Source organism: Plantactinospora alkalitolerans, assembly GCF_015690345.1.
GTDB classification, from domain to species: Bacteria; Actinomycetota; Actinomycetes; order Mycobacteriales; family Micromonosporaceae; genus Plantactinospora; species Plantactinospora alkalitolerans.
Genome location: NZ_JADPUN010000216.1, coordinates 15,540 through 34,238, shown reverse-complemented (window position 1 = coordinate 34,238; position 18,699 = coordinate 15,540). Strand labels below are relative to the sequence as shown.

At 68.4% G+C, this 18,699-nt stretch carries 16 protein-coding genes; 7 read left to right on the top strand and 9 right to left on the bottom strand.

What is annotated here, in order from left to right:
• Window positions 1-6 precede the first annotated feature (6 nt).
• The 4 genes from I0C86_RS24440 to I0C86_RS24425 form a co-directional block, all read right to left on the bottom strand.
• Window positions 7-843, bottom strand: coding sequence for a DUF4097 family beta strand repeat-containing protein (locus I0C86_RS24440; protein ID WP_196203622.1), 837 nt, complete (start codon window positions 841-843; stop codon window positions 7-9).
• Between the two features lie 181 nt (window positions 844-1,024).
• Window positions 1,025-1,774: an ABC transporter permease gene (locus I0C86_RS24435; RefSeq protein WP_196203621.1), complete on the bottom strand. Its 750-nt coding sequence runs from the start codon at window positions 1,772-1,774 to the stop codon at window positions 1,025-1,027.
• Window positions 1,771-2,712, bottom strand: coding sequence for an ATP-binding cassette domain-containing protein (locus I0C86_RS24430; protein ID WP_196203620.1), 942 nt, complete (start codon window positions 2,710-2,712; stop codon window positions 1,771-1,773). The genes I0C86_RS24435 and I0C86_RS24430 overlap by 4 nt, the downstream gene beginning before the upstream one ends.
• A gap of 145 nt (window positions 2,713-2,857) precedes the next feature.
• The gene (locus I0C86_RS24425; protein WP_196203619.1) at window positions 2,858-3,415 is read right to left on the bottom strand and encodes a helix-turn-helix domain-containing protein; all 558 of its coding nucleotides are present in this window, start codon (window positions 3,413-3,415) and stop codon (window positions 2,858-2,860) included.
• Between the two features lie 47 nt (window positions 3,416-3,462).
• Between I0C86_RS24425 and I0C86_RS24420 the strand changes: the two genes are divergently transcribed.
• Both I0C86_RS24420 and I0C86_RS24415 read left to right on the top strand, forming a co-directional pair.
• The gene (locus I0C86_RS24420) at window positions 3,463-4,248 is read left to right on the top strand and encodes a class I SAM-dependent methyltransferase (protein ID WP_196203618.1); all 786 of its coding nucleotides are present in this window, start codon (window positions 3,463-3,465) and stop codon (window positions 4,246-4,248) included.
• A gap of 385 nt (window positions 4,249-4,633) precedes the next feature.
• Window positions 4,634-5,314, top strand: a complete 681-nt coding sequence (locus I0C86_RS24415) for a lytic polysaccharide monooxygenase auxiliary activity family 9 protein (RefSeq protein ID WP_196203617.1) — start codon at window positions 4,634-4,636, stop codon at window positions 5,312-5,314.
• Between the two features lie 197 nt (window positions 5,315-5,511).
• Here the strand turns inward: I0C86_RS24415 and I0C86_RS24410 are convergent, their stop codons facing one another.
• The 3 genes from I0C86_RS24410 to I0C86_RS24400 all read right to left on the bottom strand — a co-directional run bounded on the left by I0C86_RS24410 (window position 5,512) and on the right by I0C86_RS24400 (window position 8,772).
• Window positions 5,512-5,826: a hypothetical protein gene (locus I0C86_RS24410; RefSeq protein WP_323373823.1), complete on the bottom strand. Its 315-nt coding sequence runs from the start codon at window positions 5,824-5,826 to the stop codon at window positions 5,512-5,514.
• A 47-nt stretch (window positions 5,827-5,873) separates the two neighbouring features.
• Window positions 5,874-6,458, bottom strand: coding sequence for an NAD-dependent epimerase/dehydratase family protein (locus I0C86_RS24405; RefSeq protein ID WP_196203616.1), 585 nt, complete (start codon window positions 6,456-6,458; stop codon window positions 5,874-5,876).
• Between the two features lie 76 nt (window positions 6,459-6,534).
• On the bottom strand, window positions 6,535-8,772 hold the full coding sequence (locus tag I0C86_RS24400) for a putative bifunctional diguanylate cyclase/phosphodiesterase (protein ID WP_323373822.1): 2,238 nt from the start codon (window positions 8,770-8,772) through the stop codon (window positions 6,535-6,537).
• Window positions 8,773-9,761: 989 nt separating this feature from the next.
• Here I0C86_RS24400 and I0C86_RS24395 point away from each other — a divergent pair.
• The 3 genes from I0C86_RS24395 to I0C86_RS24385 all read left to right on the top strand — a co-directional run bounded on the left by I0C86_RS24395 (window position 9,762) and on the right by I0C86_RS24385 (window position 13,704).
• The gene (locus tag I0C86_RS24395; RefSeq protein WP_196203615.1) at window positions 9,762-10,838 is read left to right on the top strand and encodes an SMP-30/gluconolactonase/LRE family protein; all 1,077 of its coding nucleotides are present in this window, start codon (window positions 9,762-9,764) and stop codon (window positions 10,836-10,838) included.
• A gap of 28 nt (window positions 10,839-10,866) precedes the next feature.
• Complete coding sequence (locus tag I0C86_RS24390) at window positions 10,867-12,618, top strand: PQQ-dependent sugar dehydrogenase (RefSeq protein WP_196203614.1); 1,752 nt, start codon at window positions 10,867-10,869, stop codon at window positions 12,616-12,618.
• Window positions 12,619-12,711: 93 nt separating this feature from the next.
• Window positions 12,712-13,704, top strand: a complete 993-nt coding sequence (locus I0C86_RS24385; protein ID WP_196203613.1) for a suppressor of fused domain protein — start codon at window positions 12,712-12,714, stop codon at window positions 13,702-13,704.
• Here I0C86_RS24385 and I0C86_RS24380 read toward each other — a convergent pair.
• A complete protein-coding gene (locus tag I0C86_RS24380) occupies window positions 13,674-14,240 on the bottom strand; it encodes a GNAT family N-acetyltransferase (protein WP_196203612.1) in 567 nt (188 codons plus the stop codon). The two genes, I0C86_RS24385 and I0C86_RS24380, sit on opposite strands and share 31 nt — an antisense overlap.
• A gap of 64 nt (window positions 14,241-14,304) precedes the next feature.
• Between I0C86_RS24380 and I0C86_RS24375 the strand changes: the two genes are divergently transcribed.
• Both I0C86_RS24375 and I0C86_RS24370 read left to right on the top strand, forming a co-directional pair.
• Entirely contained in the window at window positions 14,305-15,243 is a 939-nt protein-coding gene (locus tag I0C86_RS24375) for an aminoglycoside phosphotransferase family protein (RefSeq protein WP_196203611.1), read from the top strand.
• A 328-nt stretch (window positions 15,244-15,571) separates the two neighbouring features.
• Window positions 15,572-17,779: an alpha/beta hydrolase gene (locus tag I0C86_RS24370; RefSeq protein ID WP_196203610.1), complete on the top strand. Its 2,208-nt coding sequence runs from the start codon at window positions 15,572-15,574 to the stop codon at window positions 17,777-17,779.
• Between the two features lie 110 nt (window positions 17,780-17,889).
• Here the strand turns inward: I0C86_RS24370 and I0C86_RS24365 are convergent, their stop codons facing one another.
• Window positions 17,890-18,642 (bottom strand): hypothetical protein, encoded by a 753-nt coding sequence (locus I0C86_RS24365; protein WP_196203609.1) that lies wholly within the window; start codon window positions 18,640-18,642, stop codon window positions 17,890-17,892.
• Window positions 18,643-18,699: the final 57 nt, after the last annotated feature.

The window sequence follows — 18,699 nt, the reverse complement described above, 5'->3', positions numbered from 1 at the left end:
GCCCGGTCACCGCGCCACGCGGGCGATGGTGATGTCCCCGTGCCGCGTACGGGCGTCGATCGTGAGGTCGTTGCCGGATCTGTCGGGACTGTCCCGGGACGGGACGGCATTGCGCACCGACCCACGCTTGCTGTCGGCGTCCACCCTGGCTGCGGTGCCCTCGCTGACGCCGACCTCGATGTTTCCCGAACTGTTCGACAACACCGCCCGACCGCGTGTCAACCGGCCGATCCGAATGGCGCCGGCGCCGGTCTCGGCGGTGACGCTGCCGTCGGCTCGGTCGATGTCGAACCGGCCGCTGACACTGCTGAGTTCAAGGTCGGCGGATGCGTGGCCGATCCACAGCCGGCCGCCTGAACTCGAGAGCCTGACGGCGTCCCTGACCTCGCTGATCCGCATTGCGAACGCCCCACCGTCGATGTCGGCGCGCTCGGCGATGTAGCCGATCGTGACCTCACCGGTCGCGATGTTCGCCTCCAGCGCGTTGATGCGATCGATCCGGACCCGCCCCGAGGCCATGTGCAGCTCGCACTCGCCAAATGAGCCGTCAGCGTGAACGTCCGAGTGCGCCAGGTACGAGACCAGGCTGGATCCCACGGGCAGGCCGATCGTGATGGCGACCGAACCGCCCTTGTCTCCGGAGGCGGTCGTCTTGACCGACAGCTGGCCGTGGGCGAAGTCGACTCTTGTCCTGTCGGCCACCCTGACGTCCGACTGGCTCGCCCCGTCGATGGGTTCGACCAGCACCACGGTGTCGGTCCGATCGCTCGCGGTGACCCGAACCTGGCCGCCGGCGACGACAACGGTGGCGACGATGGGTCCCGGCGTGGCGAATGTGGGCATGACACCTTCCTCTCGTCTCTTACCTGATCTTCTGGTGAGCGGCCCAGCCGCCCCAGCCGGTGAGACATCGGTCCCCACGCCCGCGGCGCGCGCCCGTCGGTGAGCGCGCGCCGTACCGGTTGGCTGCCGGCGGGTTGGAGATCAGTCCGGTCGAGGGCCGCGGGTGCCATCGCCGGGAAGGTCAGGCGCGCTTGTTGAAGGTCGAGGAGGCCCAGAGGTATCCGACGAGGGCGATGCCCGTGCACCAGGCGATGGCGGTGATCGCGTCGCTGGTGTCCGGTGCGCCGTTGATCAGCCCGCGGAGGGTTTCGATGATCGGGGTGAAGGGCTGGTACTCGGCGAACTGTCGCAGCCCCGGCCCCATCTTCTCGGCCGGTACGATCGCACTGCTGAAGAACGGGAGCATGACCAGTGGTACGGCGGCCAGTCCTGCCGTTTCCGGAGACTTGGCCGCCAGCCCGAGGGCGACGGTGAGCCAGCCGGCCGCGAAGCCGAGCAGGATGACGATGCCGAGCACGCCGAGCCAGTCGAGGGAACTTGCCGACGGGTCGAATCCCAGTAGGAAGGCCACTCCGATGAGGGCTCCGATGGCGATCAGGTTGGTCAGCAGACTGGCGGCGACGTGTGCGGTCAGCACCGCGGCACGGGAGACGTCCATGACCTTGAACCGGTTGATGATGCCCTTGGTCATGTCGGAGTTCACCGATGTCGCGGTGGCGCCGAGTCCGTAGCAGACGGCCAGCAGGATCAGTCCGGGTGTGGCGTAGTCGATGTAGTCGACGCCGACGTTGAAGGCGTCTCCGAACATGTACACGAACATCAGCATGATCACGATCGGCATGAGGACCGCGTTGAAGACCGAGGTCGGGTTCCGGGCGATGTGTGTGAAGTTGCGGCGCAGCATGACCGTCGAGTGGGATCTGGTGCTCATTTCGCGTCCACCTTCGTGGTGTGGCCGGTGAGGGCGAGGAAAACGTCGTCGAGGTCGGGCGTGTGGACGGAGATCTCTTCGGCGCTGAGCGCGTGCTCGTCGAGCCGGTCCAGCAGGGCCCGTAGGGATGCCGTGCCGCCGTCGCCGGGTATCCGCAGGGCGAGGGCTTCGGTGTCCCGGGTGGAGTTGGTGAAGAGAGGCGCGGCGGTGTCGAGTTCGGTGGCGGTGGTGAACCTGAGCCGGACGTGGGTTCCGGGGATCTGGCGTTTGAGGTCGTCGGGGGTGCCGTGGGCGACCAGGCGGCCCTGGTCGAGGACGGCGATCCGGTCGGCGAGTTGGTCGGCCTCCTCCAGGTACTGGGTGGTGAGGAAGATCGTCACGCCGTCGGCCACCAGGTCGCGGACGATGTCCCACATGGTCCGGCGGCTGCGTGGGTCGAGTCCCGTGGTCGGTTCGTCCAGGAAGATGATCTTCGGGTTGCCGACGAGGGTCATCGCCAGGTCGAGTTTGCGGCGCATGCCTCCGGAGTAGGTCGACGCGGGTTTCTGTGCCGACTCCACCAGGTCGAAGCGTTCCAGCAGTTCGGTGACGATCCGTTTGCCGTTGCTGGAGCCCACGCGCTTCAGGTCCGCCATCAGTTGCAGGTTCTCCTGCCCCGACAGCAGTTCGTCGACCGCCGCGAACTGACCGGTGACTCCGATTGCCGCGCGTACTGCTCTGGTCTCGGTCGCGATATCGTGGCCGGCTACCCGTGCCGTTCCACCGTCTGCCTTCATCAAGGTGGTCAGCACGTTAACCGTCGTTGTCTTACCCGCCCCGTTCGGGCCGAGTAGGGAGAAAACCGTGCCGGCGCGTACATCCAGATCGATGCCATCGAGCACGACCTTGTTCCCGAAAGCTTTTCTCAGCCCTGAAACCTCAATTGCCGTCCTTGTCATGTGATCACTATCGGCGGGCCGCCTGACACGCCCCTGTCACGCCCCTGACACGGCGTTCCACCTCGTCACACCGGCTGGACGCGCCCAGACCGGGCGGGCGTCGGTTACGCGGAAGCTCCGCGCCCGCGCCGAGCGGCGCACCCGATCAGTGCTCCGGGCCCAGGTGGCTACGCTCGCCTTCGTGGTCGAGGATGCAGAGGATCTCGGCCGGGCCGCCGTGTGCACCGAACGCGTGCGGGACCATGGTGGAGAACTCGGCTGCCTCGTTGGCGTCGACCAGGATCGTGCGCTCGCCGAGGCGCAGCTCGATCGTGCCGGAAAGCACGGTGAACCAGTCGCGACCCGGATGCACCCGGAGGTCTTCCGGCACCTGGCGGGTGACCCGCATCTTGGTGACGGTCTGGTTGCTGTCGCGGGACAGCAACCAGGTGGTGATGCCGCGTTCCTCGTTGCAGTGGGGGCGGATCACCACGTCGTCGTCGGCGTCGGACTCGACCAACTGGTCGAGCGTGGTGCCCAGCACCCGGGCGATCGTGGCCATCTGGTCCAGGGCGATGCGCCGGTGGCCGGTCTCGATCCGGCTGAGCGTCGAGGCACTGATCAGGCAGCGGCCGGCCAGCTCGTCCAGCGACCAACCGCGGGCGACCCGAAGGCCACGGATCCGCTGCCGGACCAGCGCCTCCAGGTCCTTGTCTTGCTTCATACGCAAGAGCCTATGCTATACAGGCAAAGACTGGCTACCGTTGACGCATGACACATGATCACCTGATCGAGATGCTCGACCTGGACGCCGAGGTCCTGCACGACTACTTCGGCGACCTGATCAGCTGGGTCGGCCGCGAGGCCGTCGCCCTGCCCCGCGTCGTCGACCTCGGGGCCGGCAGCGGCACCGGATCATTCGCCCTCGCCCGGGAACTGCCCAACTCCACGGTCACCGCAGTCGACGTGTCCCCGGACATGCTGGTCCACCTGCGCGATCGCGCCGACGCCGCCGGGCTGGGCGACCGGATCCGTACCGTCGAGGCAGACCTCGACCAGCCCTGGCCCGACCTCGGGCCGACAGATGTGATCTGGGCCGCCTACTCGATGCACCACATGGCCGACCCCGGCGCGGCGCTCGCCTCGGCGTTCGGTGCGCTGCGGCCGGGCGGGCTTCTGGTGATCGCCGAGCTGGATTCGTTTCCGCGCTTCCTCGCCGGCACTCCGGACGAGGACCTGGAGCTGCGCGGTCACGCCGAATTGGCGAAGCGCCGGCACGAGACGGGCTTGCACATGCACGAGAACTGGGGTGACCGGATGACCCAGGCCGGATTCACGTCGGTGACGGAGCGGCATTTCGAGATCGACCTGCGGCCGCCGCTGCCGGCACCCACCGCGCGGTATGCCGAGGTCTCCCTTGGCCGGATGCGTCACGGCCTGGAAGGGCGGCTGTCCCCGTCCGATCTCGCCGCCCTGGAGAGGATCGCTTCGGGCCTGGTCGGCCGCGACGACCTCAGCGTCCGCACCGAGCGGACGGTCTGGCTGGCCCGCCGCTGACCACTCGGTCCTCGCCGACGGCCGCCAGTTGCCGGGCGGCGACGGCCAACCCGACCGCTCCGAACAGCGGCACCCTCCGACCGACCGTCGCCGACCGCCGCCCGACGTGTCGTTCCACGCAAACTCTGCTGGCCATCTCCACCGCGACGTCGCGCTTGCTCAGCTCGGCGCCCTCCCCGCCGTAGCGGCGGTGGTCGCCCAACTCCGGACGCGGCCACCGGTGTGATCGAGCCGATTCGGGCCTTTCCTCGCGCCCGACGGCGACTCCGGCCAACCCGACACACTCACACCAAACCAGATCATTGTTGATATTAATGTCCGTCGATGCAATACTGCCGGAAGCGCTCCCATCCGACCCTTAGCGTCGACGAACGGAGGATGTGCCATGCGTTCACGCAAGGCCGATCACACCGGCGGGCGGACCCGGTCAGCCGTCCGCCAGCCCATCCGGGTGCTTGCCCTGGTACTCACCATGATGGTCGGCATACTGCCCTGGGCCGGCGTAGCCCAAGCCCACGGCACCATTATCAACCCAAGGTCTCGCGCCTACCAGTGCTGGCAAGACTGGGGCAACAACCACACGAACCCTGCCATGCAGCAGCAGGACCCCATGTGTTACCAGGCATTCCAGTCCAACCCGGACACCATGTGGAACTGGATGAGCGCGCTGCGTGACGGCCTCGGTGGGCAATTCCAAGCCCGTACGCCCGACGGGCAGCTGTGCAGCAACGGTCTCTCCCGGAACAACAGCGTGAACAGGGCTGGGAACTGGCGGCGGAGCAACGTCGGCCGCAGCTTCACGGTCCAGCTGTACGACCAGGCCAGCCACGGTGCTGACTTCTTCCGAGTCTACGTCACCAAGCAGGGGTTCAACCCGGCCACCCAGACCGTCGGTTGGGGGAACCTCGACCTGATCACGACGACCGGACGCTACGCGCCGGCGCAGAACATCTCGTTCAACGTCTCGACCTCCGGACGCACCGGCCCGCACGTCCTCTTCGTGATCTGGCAGGCATCACACCTCGACCAGGCCTACATGTGGTGCAGCGACATCAACATCTCCTGATCGCGGGTCTGACCCGACAGCCGTAGCGCTGCTCCGGCCCAGGACGAATTGGCGTCCTGGGCCGGAGTGTTCCGCCGAACTTCCGGCACCGCCCCCGGTCGGACCACCCGGTCCCGCACCCCGCCGCCACTCCTTCAGGAGAGCAGGCGGCCGTCAGATCAAGATCGATCCGGCGCGTTCCACGCCGGACGCACTGGCTACTCGGGATCCTGGAAGCCGGGCTGGAAACGTTGATGCGCCTCGCCGATCTCGGCCCAGATCCGACCGCCCCTGGCTTCCACTCCGGTCACGCCGTCCAACATGCGGTCGGGGTCCACGACGCCGGCGAGTGACTCCACGAGGTCGGCCGTCAATTCGCTGACCGCCGTATCCACGTCGTCGTCCTCTTCCGACCAGTCGATGTCGGCCGCGCGCAACTGCTGCCCAGCAAGGCTCGTCACAGCCTCAGGGTCGTGGACGACGACCTCCAGGCGGCAGTACACCTGCATCGTGACGGGTCGGCTGCGCTTCACCGGCACATGATTCCACGGAAGACCGGGACCAACGCAAGAACAATGCACTACCGGTCGGTGATGACGACGATGCCCGACGGCGAATCCAGCAGTTCCACCGTGCGGTCGGCGGCCCGGTCGATGTGGACCCGGGGCTCGGCGGGGACCTGCTGTTCGTGGTAGGTGCCGGGCCCGTAGAACTGTCCATAGCTCAGCACGACGCCGGACTCGGCGAGGACGGCGCGCTCCAGCTCGGCGACAGCCAGGGCGCCTGGTCCGGCCGGCAACTGCCAGGCGACGGTCTGGGTCAGAATCCTCGGCGATCCGCTCTGCCGCGCCGCCTCGATCAGGTTCTGGTTGCCCTCGGTCCGGATCCGAGCGTTCAACTCCGCGTACTCGGCGATCCTCTCCATCTCATCGGGCAGATCGGTCAGCTCGTTCAGGATGATGTCCGGCTCGAAGTCACGAACCGCTTGGATCAAGGCGTCCCGGTCGAAGACGTCGCACAGGATCGGCTCGGCACCGAGCCGCGCCAGCAACGCCGTCTTGCTGGGCGAGCGCGTCATGCCACCGACCACGTGCCCCGCCTGAACCAGGCGGGGGATCAGCCGCTGCCCGATCACACCGGACGCCCCGGCAAGAAACACCCTCATGATTCCCCCTGATTGGTATCTGCTCCAGCGATCAAGACCTTCGACGTGGCCTTCCCTGCCACATCCTCGGCTCACCTCAACGGTCCACGGCCGCCATGGTCTGCTGGCGCGCCAGTAGCCGTGAGACGCCGTCGGCGTCCATCGGCCGGGCCAGATGGTAGCCCTGGCCGCGGGTGTAGCCGAGTTCGCGGAGCACGGCCGCCTGCTCGGCGCTCTCGATCCCCTCCGCAATGGTATCCAGGCCGAACGCGCGGGCGAGTTGGATCACCGCGCGGGCCACCGCCTGGCGGGCGTCGGCAGCGGCCGCCTGACCGTCGTCGATCTCGATACCGTCGACGAACGACTTGTCGAGTTTCACGATCGCGGCGGGGAACGCGCGCAGCAGGCTCAGCGATGATTCGCCGGTACCGAAGTCGTCCAGCGACAGGCGGATTCCCATACCGTCGAGTTCAAACAGTGTCCGCGAGACCTGCTGACCACGAAGTACCGCCGACTCGGTCACCTCGACCACCAACTGCTCACAGGGCAGCCCACTGTCGACGAGCGCGGCGGTCACATCCGACACGAAGTCGGGATCGTGCAATTGCCGCGCGGATACGTTCAGGGCCGCTTCCTGGAGCGCGTCGGCACCGAATTCGGATGACCACGCGGCCGCCTGGCGGCAGGTCTCGCGCAACACGAATCGGCCCAGTGGCACGATCAGACCGGTTCGTTCGGCCGCCGGAATGAACTCGGCCGGGAGGACGACGCCACGGTTCGGGTGATGCCAGCGGACCAACGCCTCGACGCCGACCACCCAGTTGTCGTCCAGCCGCAGAATCGGTTGATAGACCACTCGGAACTCATTGTCGCCCAGGGCCCGCCACAGCTCGCCGCCGAGCTGCATGTGGGCCAGTACGGGCTCCCCCATGCCCTCCACATACCGCGCGAAACCCGCCTTGCCGCGCTGTTTGGCTGTGTACATCGCGACGTCGGCGTCCCGCAGCACCGAGTCGACGGTCCCGCCTGGCGCGGCGGTGGCGATGCCGATACTGGCCTGCACCAGCAGGCGGTGCTCGCTGATCGGACGGTTGAGCGCGGCCAGCAACCGGCCGGCCAACTCTTCGGGGTCCGCGTCGGCGCCGGTGAGCAGCACCGCGAACTCGTCGCCCGCGACCCGCACCGGCAGGCCGTCATCTCCGACCTCGACGCGCAACAACTGCGCGACCGAGACGAGCAACCGGTCGCCGACGCCATGGCCCAGCAGATCGTTGACGGTCTTGAAGTCGTCCAGGTCCACGAGGAGCACCGATGCCCGTACCCGCGTGGCCAGAACGGTCGTGAGCCGGTCCCGAAACAGCGCCCGGTTGGCCAACCCGGTGAGACCGTCATGGCTGACCTCGTACTGCAGCCGCTCCTCCTGGACACGCGTGTTCCGAAGCAGCCGGGCGTTCTCCCGGAACGCGATGAACTGCCGAGCCCCGACCAGTGCGGTCACCAGCACGGCGGCGACGAGGACCACCCGAACCGGCCAGGTCAGCGGTGCGCCGAACGCGACCGCGATCAGTGGCACGTCGACCGCCGCCACGGCCAGGTAGGGCAACAACGCGCCGCTGCGAGCCGTATCGCGGCGAAGCCCGGCAGTGGCGCGCCACTGTGCCGCGACGCCCAGCGTGGCCAGCACCGGGGTCAGCGGCATCACGACCGCCTGGGCCGGGATTCCCGCGGCATACCCGAACCACACCGCGAGCACGGCCACGATCCCGGCGATTCCGCCACCACTGGCCGCGATGAGCCGGATCGCGGCGCGGTCGACGGGGCCGCCTGCGACGTAGGACACCTTCGTCGCGGCGCCGACCGTGACCAGGAAGGCCAGTCCGACCAGGGCCATCGCCTGCCGACTCCACGGTTCGTGGGCGGACAGCATCGGGGCCAGCCCGACGTACCACAGGATGGTCGCGCAGCCGAGAAACGCGATCGTACGGTCGAGCACCATGCGCCATCGCTCGGCACCACGGGTCACGACAACTGGCACCCGGGCCACGGCCCAGATGGCGATGCCGAACCCGATCGCCACACAGGCCGCTGCCGGTACCGGCATGCTGCGGGTACGGGCCTGGGCGGCGTGCGTCAGCATGTCCACCGCCAGCCAGCCGTAACCGATCGTGACCACTGCCGCCGCGACGGCCACGGCGCGCCAGAATCGCCGGGCGACGGAATCGAGGCTGCCGCTGCGCAGCATGTGCAGGACGGACGCGGTGGCGAGCACGCCGCCGACGGGAACGAATACGTACGCAATCGCCTCGGTGCCGGCGCCGACGGTCAGGTTCGCCACGCACCAGGCGGTGCCGAGAACGGCAACTCCGATGGTGGCCGTCAGATAGCGCCGGGCAGCCTGGCAATCCCTCGTACCAGCGAAATCGACCGCGGGGCTCGCCGTTGACCGAAGCGCCTCTCGCGTCACGGCCCTGACGATAACCTGCGCCTGTGTACGGTACCTCACCCGAACGTTTGGAATTCATGGAAGCACACACCGTGCCGCGTGCTTTCCGGTGGAAAGCGACGCACGACAAGCGACGCGCCGACGGCTTTGCCCACCAGTCGCGGAAACGCATGCATTAGGAAACTGACTAGGAAATCCGTTCAGGGGCGGCTCCCAGATTTCACAGACAGATTGTGCCGCGGGGCAGGGCCGAACGTCCTTGGTGCGTGGCGGCCCGGTGTTCGGATCGAATGCGTAGGCGGCTGGGGCGGCGGCGACGCCGAGGTCTGCTCGACGGTCCGCCGTTTCGTCTCGAGCGGCAGCGCCGGATACGGACAGGATCGACGGCTCCGGCCGCGGCCACGACTGATCGGTCAGCATCCGGTCGTACCGCCGGGAAGTCTGAAGGCGCTGCGGTTCGCCCCGACGGACATTCCGTCCGACGGGGGCCGGCACACCCGGGTGCCGGGTCTCGCGGCCGCCTGGTGAGCTGGAGAACGGGAGCCCGGCGACGGGGGACCTGTTCCGCCGGGATCTTCGGGGGCCCGAGGGAGCCGCATCCCTCCGGCGCCCCGAGCCCGGGCCACCCACGCCGGTCCATCCACTGTGGCCGGACAGCACAATCTATTCTCGTTGACCTTCATGCATTGACCAGCGTCTTTGTGTGTTATACCGATCTTTGGCTAAATCACCGACGTAAAACCGATGCGGCCCGCTAGTTCATAACTTATGCTGCCTCATACCTACATCGACGGCCCGCACCCACGCCGTGCCGGCCCCCGCGACCACGCACGCCGTCGACCGCCGGTCTTCGCAACCGTCGACACCGATTGGAGTAATCGATGACCTGGCGTCCAACCATCGCCGCGCTTGCTGGTCTGTGCCTCGCACTCAACACCGCAACGTTCCCCGCCACTGCCGCCGCCACACCCCCGGCCACTGACGATGTTAGCGCTCACGCGGTCAGCGCCCCGGCCGCCGGCCCGCTCGCCGATCCGCCCGGCGCACCACCCGGGGTCTGCCCGACCGGGACCGGATACGGGCCACCGCTGCCGGCCAGTTCCGTAACGGCCCCGAAGATCCAGAGTGGCTTCTCGTTCCTCGAAGGACCGGTCTGGGTCGCCGACGGCGGATATCTGCTGATGTCCGACATGGCCGCGGGCACCTGGCCGGACAACGTCCAACCGTCCACGATCCGCCGGTTCACCCCGCCGGCGACCTTCGACACGCTCATCGCCAACGCCGGCAGCAACGGCCTGGCGCTCAGCGCCGACGGCCAGCAGATCATCGCGGCCACCCACGACCAGCGGAGCGTGTCCGCGTACCGGCTGAACGACCTGGCCCGCAGCACCGTCGCAGCAAACTATCAGGGCCGGGCGTTCAACTCGCCCAACGACGTGACGGTCCGATCGGATGGCGTCGTCTACTTCACCGACCCCAACTTCCAGCGCGGCAACCGTCCGGACCAGATGAGCGGACGTACCAGCGTCTTCCGGGTGTCCAACGGCCAGGTGTCGCTGGTGGACGACCGGCTGCGCCAGCCCAACGGCATCGCGCTCTCGCCGGACGGAACCACGCTCTATGTGGGCGCCTACTCGGAGAACAAGATTTACAGGTACGCCGTCCAGCCCGACGGCAGCACCGGTACCCGCAGCGTCTTCGTGAACTACCTCGGCGGTCCGGACGGCGGCACGATCGACTGCGCCGGCAACGTGTACTGGGCATCGGGCTCGGACGGTCTGGTCCACGTCTACTCCCCCACGGGCGCCCAGCTCGGCACGATCCGGGCCGGCGGCACCGGTACGACCAACGTGGCGTTCGGCGGCGCCGACCGGCAGACCCTCTACATCACCTCGGGCCCGAGGAACGACTCCGGCCTGTACAGCGTGCGGCTCAACATCCCCGGATACCCGTACTGATCAAGAACTTCGGAAAGGGACGTACCCCGTGCCGACCAGGCCTCGCCACCCCAGACACCTCGCCTCGCTCGCCCTGGTGACGTGCGCCGGCAGCATCCTGGCCGGCGCGCCCGCCAACGCCGTTGTTCCGACTGCCGTCGGAACAACGGCGGCCCCGGCCGGCGTGGTGTCGGTGGCGGGCCGGGCGGGCGGCCGGCTCGCGGCCGACACCACAGCGCCCACCCCGCCGGCCAACCTGCGCAGCACCCGGACAACCTGCCAATCCGTCACACTGGTCTGGTCCGCATCCCGGGACGACGTCGGCGTCGCGTTCTACGACATCTACCACGACGGCCAGCACGTCACCGAGGTCAGCGGAACCACCCTGACCGCCACCCTCACCGCCGTACAGGGCAGCACCTGGGGCTGGTACGTCAACGCACGCGACGCAGCCGGCAACGTGTCGCAGGCCAGCGCCACGCTCACCATCACCCCACCGTTCTGCCAGCGCGACACGCAGCGGCCCACCACGCCGACCGACCTCGCCGCCAGCGTGAACGGCACGGACGTGACCCTCACCTGGTCGGCCGCCAGCGACAACATCGCGGTCACCGGCTACACCATCCTGCGCGACGGTGCGACGGTCGGCTCCACCGCCGGCACGGCCACCAACCCGCCACGCACCTCGTTCACCGACACCGGGCTGACCGTCGACACGGACTTCCGGTACACCGTCGTCGCCCGCGACGCCCAGGGCAACAGCTCGGCGGCGAGTGCCGCGGTGACCGCGCGCACCGGACCGGCCTGCACCAGCGCGGTCTGCGGCACCTCCGTGATCACCGTGGAGCAGGACCTGCCCTGGGGGCTGGTGCAGCTGCCGGACGGCACCGTGCTGTACGGGCGGCGCGACCTGTTCGACATCGTCGCCATGAATCCCGACGGCACCGACAAGCACAGCATCGGCACGGTGCCGAACATCGCCGGCACCAACGGCGAGGGTGGCGTTCTCGGGCTGGCCGTGTCGCCCGACTTCGCCACCGACCGGTGGCTGTACATCTACCACACCACCACGACTGACAACCGGATCGTCCGCATCCGCTACGACACCACGCTGCGCACGGAGACCGAAGAGGTGCTCGTCACCGGCATCCCGCGCAACAAGTACCACAACGGCGGCCGGCTGCGCTTCGGCCCCGACGGCATGCTCTACGCCGCCGCCGGGGACGGGCAGAGTCCAGACCGGGCGCAGGACGTCAACGACCTGGGCGGCAAGGTGCTGCGCCTGCGTCCGGACGGCACCGTGCCGCCGGACAACCCCTTCGGCAACTACGTGTGGAGCTACGGCCACCGCAACCCGCAGGGGTTGGCGTTCGACTCCCGGGGCCGGCTCTTCGAGCAGGAGTTCGGCAACAACGCCATGGACGAAACCAACATCATCGTCCGGGGTGGCAACTACGGCTGGCCCGCCTGCGAGGGCACGATCGGCGACTGCGCGAACCCGGACTTCCTGGCCCCGATCCACACGTACCCGGTCGCCGAAGCCTCGTGCAGCGGCATCGCGATCGTGCAGGACGTTCTCTACACCGCCTGCCTGCGCGGCAACCGGATGTACCGCGCCGTGATCAGCGGGAACACGCTCACCGACATCCAGCAGTACTTCGTCGGCACGTACCTCCGGCTGCGCACGGTCGAGCCGACCCTGGACGGGAACCTGTGGCTGACCACGAGCACCGGCGGGGACAAGGACAGCACCCCGAACAACAGCGACGAGAAGATCCTCAAGGTGACTCTCGGCGGCTGACGTCCGGCGCCAGAGATCGTCCTGGCCCTTCTCCGGTGCCGTGGCTGGTACACCTGGCGCGTCGCGTCCGGAGCTCTGTGTTCTGATCTTCGGATGACCTCCGATGCCCTCGGCTGGGACGCCATCGACGCCCGCCTCGTCGAGTTGTACCCCGGTGTCGAGCCGAAGCACTACGGCACGCTGCACCGATTCGCTCTGGGTGGCCCGGACCCGCTCGACGGCATCAGCTTCTATCCACGGAGCGAGCCGGTGCCGCACTGGCACATCGTCGGCTACGGCATGAGCGAACTGTATGCCAAGGAGACCGACAATCCCGAGGAGTCCGGCTGGGGCTTCGAGTTCACCTTCCGGGTGGCCCGCCAGCCCGATGACACCGATCCTCCGATCTGGGCGGCGAACCTGTTGCAGAACCTTGCCCGGTACGTGTTCTCCAGCGGCAACTGGTTCGAGCCGGGCCATCACATGAACGCGAACGGACCCATCCGGCATGGCTACGAGACGGCGGTGACAGCTCTGGCCTTCGCCGAGGACCCCGAGCTGGGAACGATCGCCACCCCGCACGGCCGACTGCAGTTCCTGCAGGTGGTGGGTCTGACCGGCGACGAGTACGCGGCGGCTCGGCAGTGGGACACCCTCGGTGTGCTGGGCCTGCTCGCCGAACGGCAACCGATGCTGGTCACCGACCTGGACCGGCCGTCGTTGACAGATGATCCAGCGGTACGGGCCGAGATCGAAGCCGGGCGGGCCCGCGACGGCTCGTCGACCGGGCTGCTCATGGTCGGTGGCTTCCACTGGACCGCCGAGGAGGACACGATCCGGCTGCGCTTCAAGGACGTAACGACCGCCACGGTGGCCCAGGCGGTACGCGACCGGCTGCCCCACGGCCGCGAACTGCTTCTCGACGGCAACGGCACTCGTGTCGTACTGCGGAGAGCGGGGGTCTTCGCCGTCCGGCAACCAGGCGACGGGCTACTGGAAGTGGATCTTCCAGCGGAGGCCGTCGCCGCGTTGCCCGACGCGCTGGTGCCTGGCATCCATCCAATGCCAGGCACGAGTCACCTCATCGTCGAGGTGTCGAACGACTGAGAGGTGCCAGTTCGCTCGGCCGACACCGGACGCGGTTCTCCAACACGCTCGCCCTCTTCGGTCCTGAAGGGGCGGAGACCTCGGCGACGATAGTTGGGCAGGGCGTGGGGATGGTCCAGCGATGACGTGTGCAGCCAGGTCCTCCGCACCGGAGGAGTCAGGTCCCAGGCCCGCTGGATCCCGAGGGTCAACGCGTATCCGCCCAGGCCCCTGCCGACGAACTCCGGTACCAGCCCGAAGGTTTCGATCTCCACCTCGTTGCCAGGATGGAGATCGTAGGCGACCAGGCCCGCGGGCTCACCGTCGAACGACAGCAGCCAGAAGATCCGATCCGGGTACCGGGCGAACCAGGCAACCCAGTCCGCGCTGGTCCGGCTCGCGCACTGCCAGCCGTAGGGAGCACCGATCCTGACCTGTAAGTCGACAACCAACGGGGAGTCTCGGCCCAAGGGCTCCAGCGCCAGGCCCCGCACCGGATCGGCCGGCTTGAGCTGGTCGCGGGCCGTCATTTCCAGATAGGTCACGATCTCTCGCACTCACCCGAGGCTACGCGGGTCCCGACTCGCGGACCAACTGGGCGGTGTCAGGCAGGATGTCTCGGTGAGCGACACACCGGATCTCGGTCCTGTACCCCAGCGCATCGCCGTCGACGCGGAACAGGTGCGTCGGCTCGTCGCCGACCAGTTCCCTCAGTGGGCCGACCTGCCGGTGCGGCCGGTGGCCAACGGCGGCTGGGACAACTGGACCTTCCACCTCGGCTCCCGACGGTCGGTACGTCTGCCCAGCGCGTCCGAGTACGCCTTGGCGGTCGACAAGGAACACCGTTGGCTTCCGGAACTCGCCCCTCGGCTCCCACTGCCCATCCCCGTTCCACTCGCGAAAGGGAAACCCGGCGCGGGCTATCCCTACTCGTGGTCGATCTACTCCTGGCTCGACGGCGAACCGGCGAGCCCGGACCGCATCGCCGATCCGATCGGATTCGCCACTGATCTGGCCGAATTCCTGGCGGCCTTGCAGGGCGTCGATACCGCCGCCGGTCCCCGCCCCGGACAGCACAACTGGTTCCGGGGCGGCACGCTGCGCACCTACGGCCGGAAAGCCGAGCGCGCGCTCACCGCACTGGACGGCCGCATCGATGTCGACCTGGCCCGGGAGATCTGGCAGAACGCACTGGACGCCCGCTGGGACGGTGTGGAGAGCTGGTTCCATGGCGACGTCGCCAAGGGAAATCTCCTGCTCGACGACGGAAAACTGGCCGCCGTCATCGACTTCGGAACGTGCGGCGTCGGCGATCCCGCATGTGACCTGGCAATCGCATGGACGTTACTGACCGCCGACGGCCGGCAGGCGTTGCGGGAGCGACTGTCCGTCGATGAGGCGACGTGGGCGCGCGGACGGGGCTGGGCCCTCTGGAAGACCCTCGTCACCTGTGCTTCCACCTTGGGCAACGCCGACGAGGAAGCCGCGAGTGCCCTGCGCGTCCTCGGTGGGATCTTCGCCGAGTACGCGATCGACGCCGTAGCCGTACCCAAGCCATGAACAGCCGCCGCGCCGGCCGGACCGGACCGGGAGTGGGGCGTGCGTAGCAGAGTTCCTGGCGCGCGGTGGAATGCGCGCGGTGGGGTCGACCGCCCCCGCCATTGATTGACGCGGCTGAATGCGTCAAGTATGTTGACGATCACAACGAACCGGGTGGCGGTGCTCAGAACGGCCCACAACATTCCGTAGTGGCTGGATCACCATGCAAGAGCATGACATTTTGTCGCACCCGACCTGCCCGGCCGAAAGCCGGCATGCCGTTCCGCTGGGCCACGAGCACGATGCCGACCTCGGGTTGCCACCCATCACAACACGAGGAGTTTTGGCAATGGCAGGTACATTCCAGCAGTGGTGGCGGACACGCCGCGCCGGTGTACGCCGCTGCCTGGCGGTGTTCGGCACCCTCGTCCTGGGGGCGACGGTCGTGCTGACCGGAGCCCAGCCGGCGGCGGCGGCGACCCCGTGGCTCACCGTGTCCGACGGTTTCGCGTCGTTCCGGGTTCCGGCCGCAGACCTCGAGAGCGCGCTCGGTACGGTGTCGAGCGTCGTCGTCGAAGCGGACTTCGGCCCGTCCTTCGCCATCGCGGACCTGGGCCTCGGACGTTCCGGGGACGCCTGGACCTCGGTGATCGGCCCGCTGCGGCCGGGCCTGTACCACTACCGGGTCCGGGCCGACGACACCAAGCTCCTCAAGGACCCGACCAACGCCACCACGGTCACCTCCGACCCGACCTGGAGCACGTTCCTCGTCCCGGGTGACTCCGCGAGCCTGCTCGCCGACGTGCCCGCCGGTCAGGGCGGTACCCTCGGCACCGTCAGCTACCGGGCCGGGCCGCAGCAGACGCGGTCCGCCACCGTGTGGACCCCACCCGGCTACGACGCGCACCGGCGCCACCCGTACCCGGTGCTTTACCTCCAGCAGGGCGCGGACGGCAGCCGTACCGACTGGCTCGACCTCGGACGCGCCAGGCAGATCCTCGACAACCTCGCCGTGCGGCGGCAGATCGAACCCATGGTGGTCGTGCTGGGCGACGGCGACACCCCCGATCTCCAGCAGGAGCTACGCGCCATCGCGCGGGCGGTACGGCGCGGGTACAACATCGCCGACGACCCCGCGCACCGGGCCCTCGCGGGCGCGTCGGCCGGCGGAACCCAGGTGCTGCGCTCCGCCCTCACCCATCCCGGGGAGTTCGCCTACGTGGGCTCGTTCGCCGGCCCGCTGACCGACGAACACCTCCGGATCGACGGCCGGGCCGTCAACGCCGGAACCCGGCTGCTCCGCCTGTACACCGGGAACATGACCGACCCCGCGTACAACCCGACCCACCGGACCCTGCGCACGCTCGACCGGTCCGGAGTCCGGCACGACTTCGACGGGGTGAACCCGGATGACGGCCACACCTGGAACGCCTGGCGGGAGAATCTGGCGGACTTCCTGCCGCGGTTGTTCCGGCCGGTCCGCGACCACCGTCCGAGTGCCGGCCACCTGCCGTTGATCCGGGAGTTCACGACGCCGGCTCCGGGCACCACGCCGACGCCGTGGCTCACCCAGGACGCCAACGGAGACACCTTCGTCACCGTCGAGACGGGCAGCGAGTTCGCGAGCGCGGGCCGGGTGACCCTCTGGGGCAACTGGGCGCCGGGCGGAAGCTGGGTCAATGTTCCGCTCACCCGTACCGGTGACCGGTGGCGGGGGACCGTGGGTCCGCTGGGGCCCTGGTTCTACTACTACAAGTTCATCGTCGACCTGGTGTCGAAGAAGGACACCGCGAACCCGACGCACATCACCACGGAACCGACCTGGAGCACGTTCCTCGCCCCCGGCCGGGCCGCCCGTCCGCTGACCGATGTCCCGGCCGGTCGGGGCGGCACGCTCGCGACCCTGACCTACACCAGCACCGTGGTCGCGGCCGAACGCACCGCGTACGTGTGGACACCACCCGGCTACGACCCCGCTCGCGCGGAACCGTATCCGGTGCTGTACCTCCAACACGGCGGCGGCCAGAACTACACCGACTGGGTGGAGATGGGCCGCGCCAAGCAGATCCTCGACAACGGCTTCCGCGACGGGAAGCTTGTGCCGATGGTGGTGGTGATGGGCAACGGCAACGTGCCGGACTTCGGAAAGGAGTTGCTGGACAACATCGTCCCAGCGGCCCGGGCGGCGTACCACATCTCGCACGACCCGGCGCGGCAGGCACTCGCCGGCCTGTCGATGGGTGGGTTCCAGGCCCTCGACATCCTCAGGACGCACCCCGGTGAGTTCGCGTACATCGGCACGTTCTCCGCGGGGGTGTTCAACTCCACGGGCTTCGACGTCGCGGCGGTCAACAACGGCACGAAACTGCTGCGGATGTACAGCGGCAACGTGACGGACTTCGTCTACCCCATCGTGTTGTCGACGATGGCGACCTTCGACACCCTCGGAATCCGGTACGAATTCGCCGGCGTGACGGCAGGCCCGCACGGCTGGGACGCGTGGCAGAAGAATCTCATCGACTTCGCGCCGCGGCTGTTCCGGCCCGACGGTGCCTGACGAGGCAACATTTCCGGGGCGCCGACGGGCGCCCCGGAACGGCACCTGTCCCCCTGCTGGACCGGGGCGGCTGCCGGGTCGGGCAGATGCGCTGGGGCCCCCGTGAAGGGCTACAGCGGCAGCAGGTCCCGGACGAGTCGGTGTCTCACCTGCCACTGGTCATCGTCGCCGGACGGCCAGGGAAAACCGCCCTCGCTGAAGACCCAGTTCAGGTAGGAGACGAACGGCACGGTCGTCTCCCATCTGAACAGCCCGTCGACACACCCGTCCGGAAGGACGAACCCGTACGGTTCACCGCCGCTGACGTTCTCCTTGTGGAAGCGGTCGGGCGCGGCGGGGAGCACGAACAGGCCGTTGTCGGGGTCGTCGGCCTGCCGCTCGTTCCAGTCGGCCCACTCGTCCTCGATGTATTCACGAGGAAACTCCCCGGCGGGACAGCGGGTTCCTTCCAGCTCGATCACCAGCGGGTCGGCGCTCGCCGAACTGGCCCACGCCGGATGAGTGCCCACCAACCAGACGTCCCCGACGATGCGCACCCAGGAAGACAGGGTCATGGGGACGGCGCCGAACCGTTGACCCAGCCAATCGACGTAGGCCTCCGCGTTCGCGGTCGGCGGGGTATGCGGTCGTACGGGCGTCTGGTCATCGTCGTTGGTGTGGAATCGGTAGCCGTCATCGGACAACTGGTCGACGATCGCCTCGATGTTCTGGCGGGCACGGCGCGCCATCTCGTCGCAGACCAACTGCGCCTCCTGCGCCTGTTCGGGCTCCAGAACCACGCCGCCAAGCTGGCGCAACTCCTGCCAGACCAGCTCCCGTTGCCCCCGCTCGTAACGGCTGAGCCAGCCCGGTGGTGATGCCATGCCGCGATCCTGCCAGACACCACCCGTACAACGCCGGACAGCCCACCTGGCGCACTT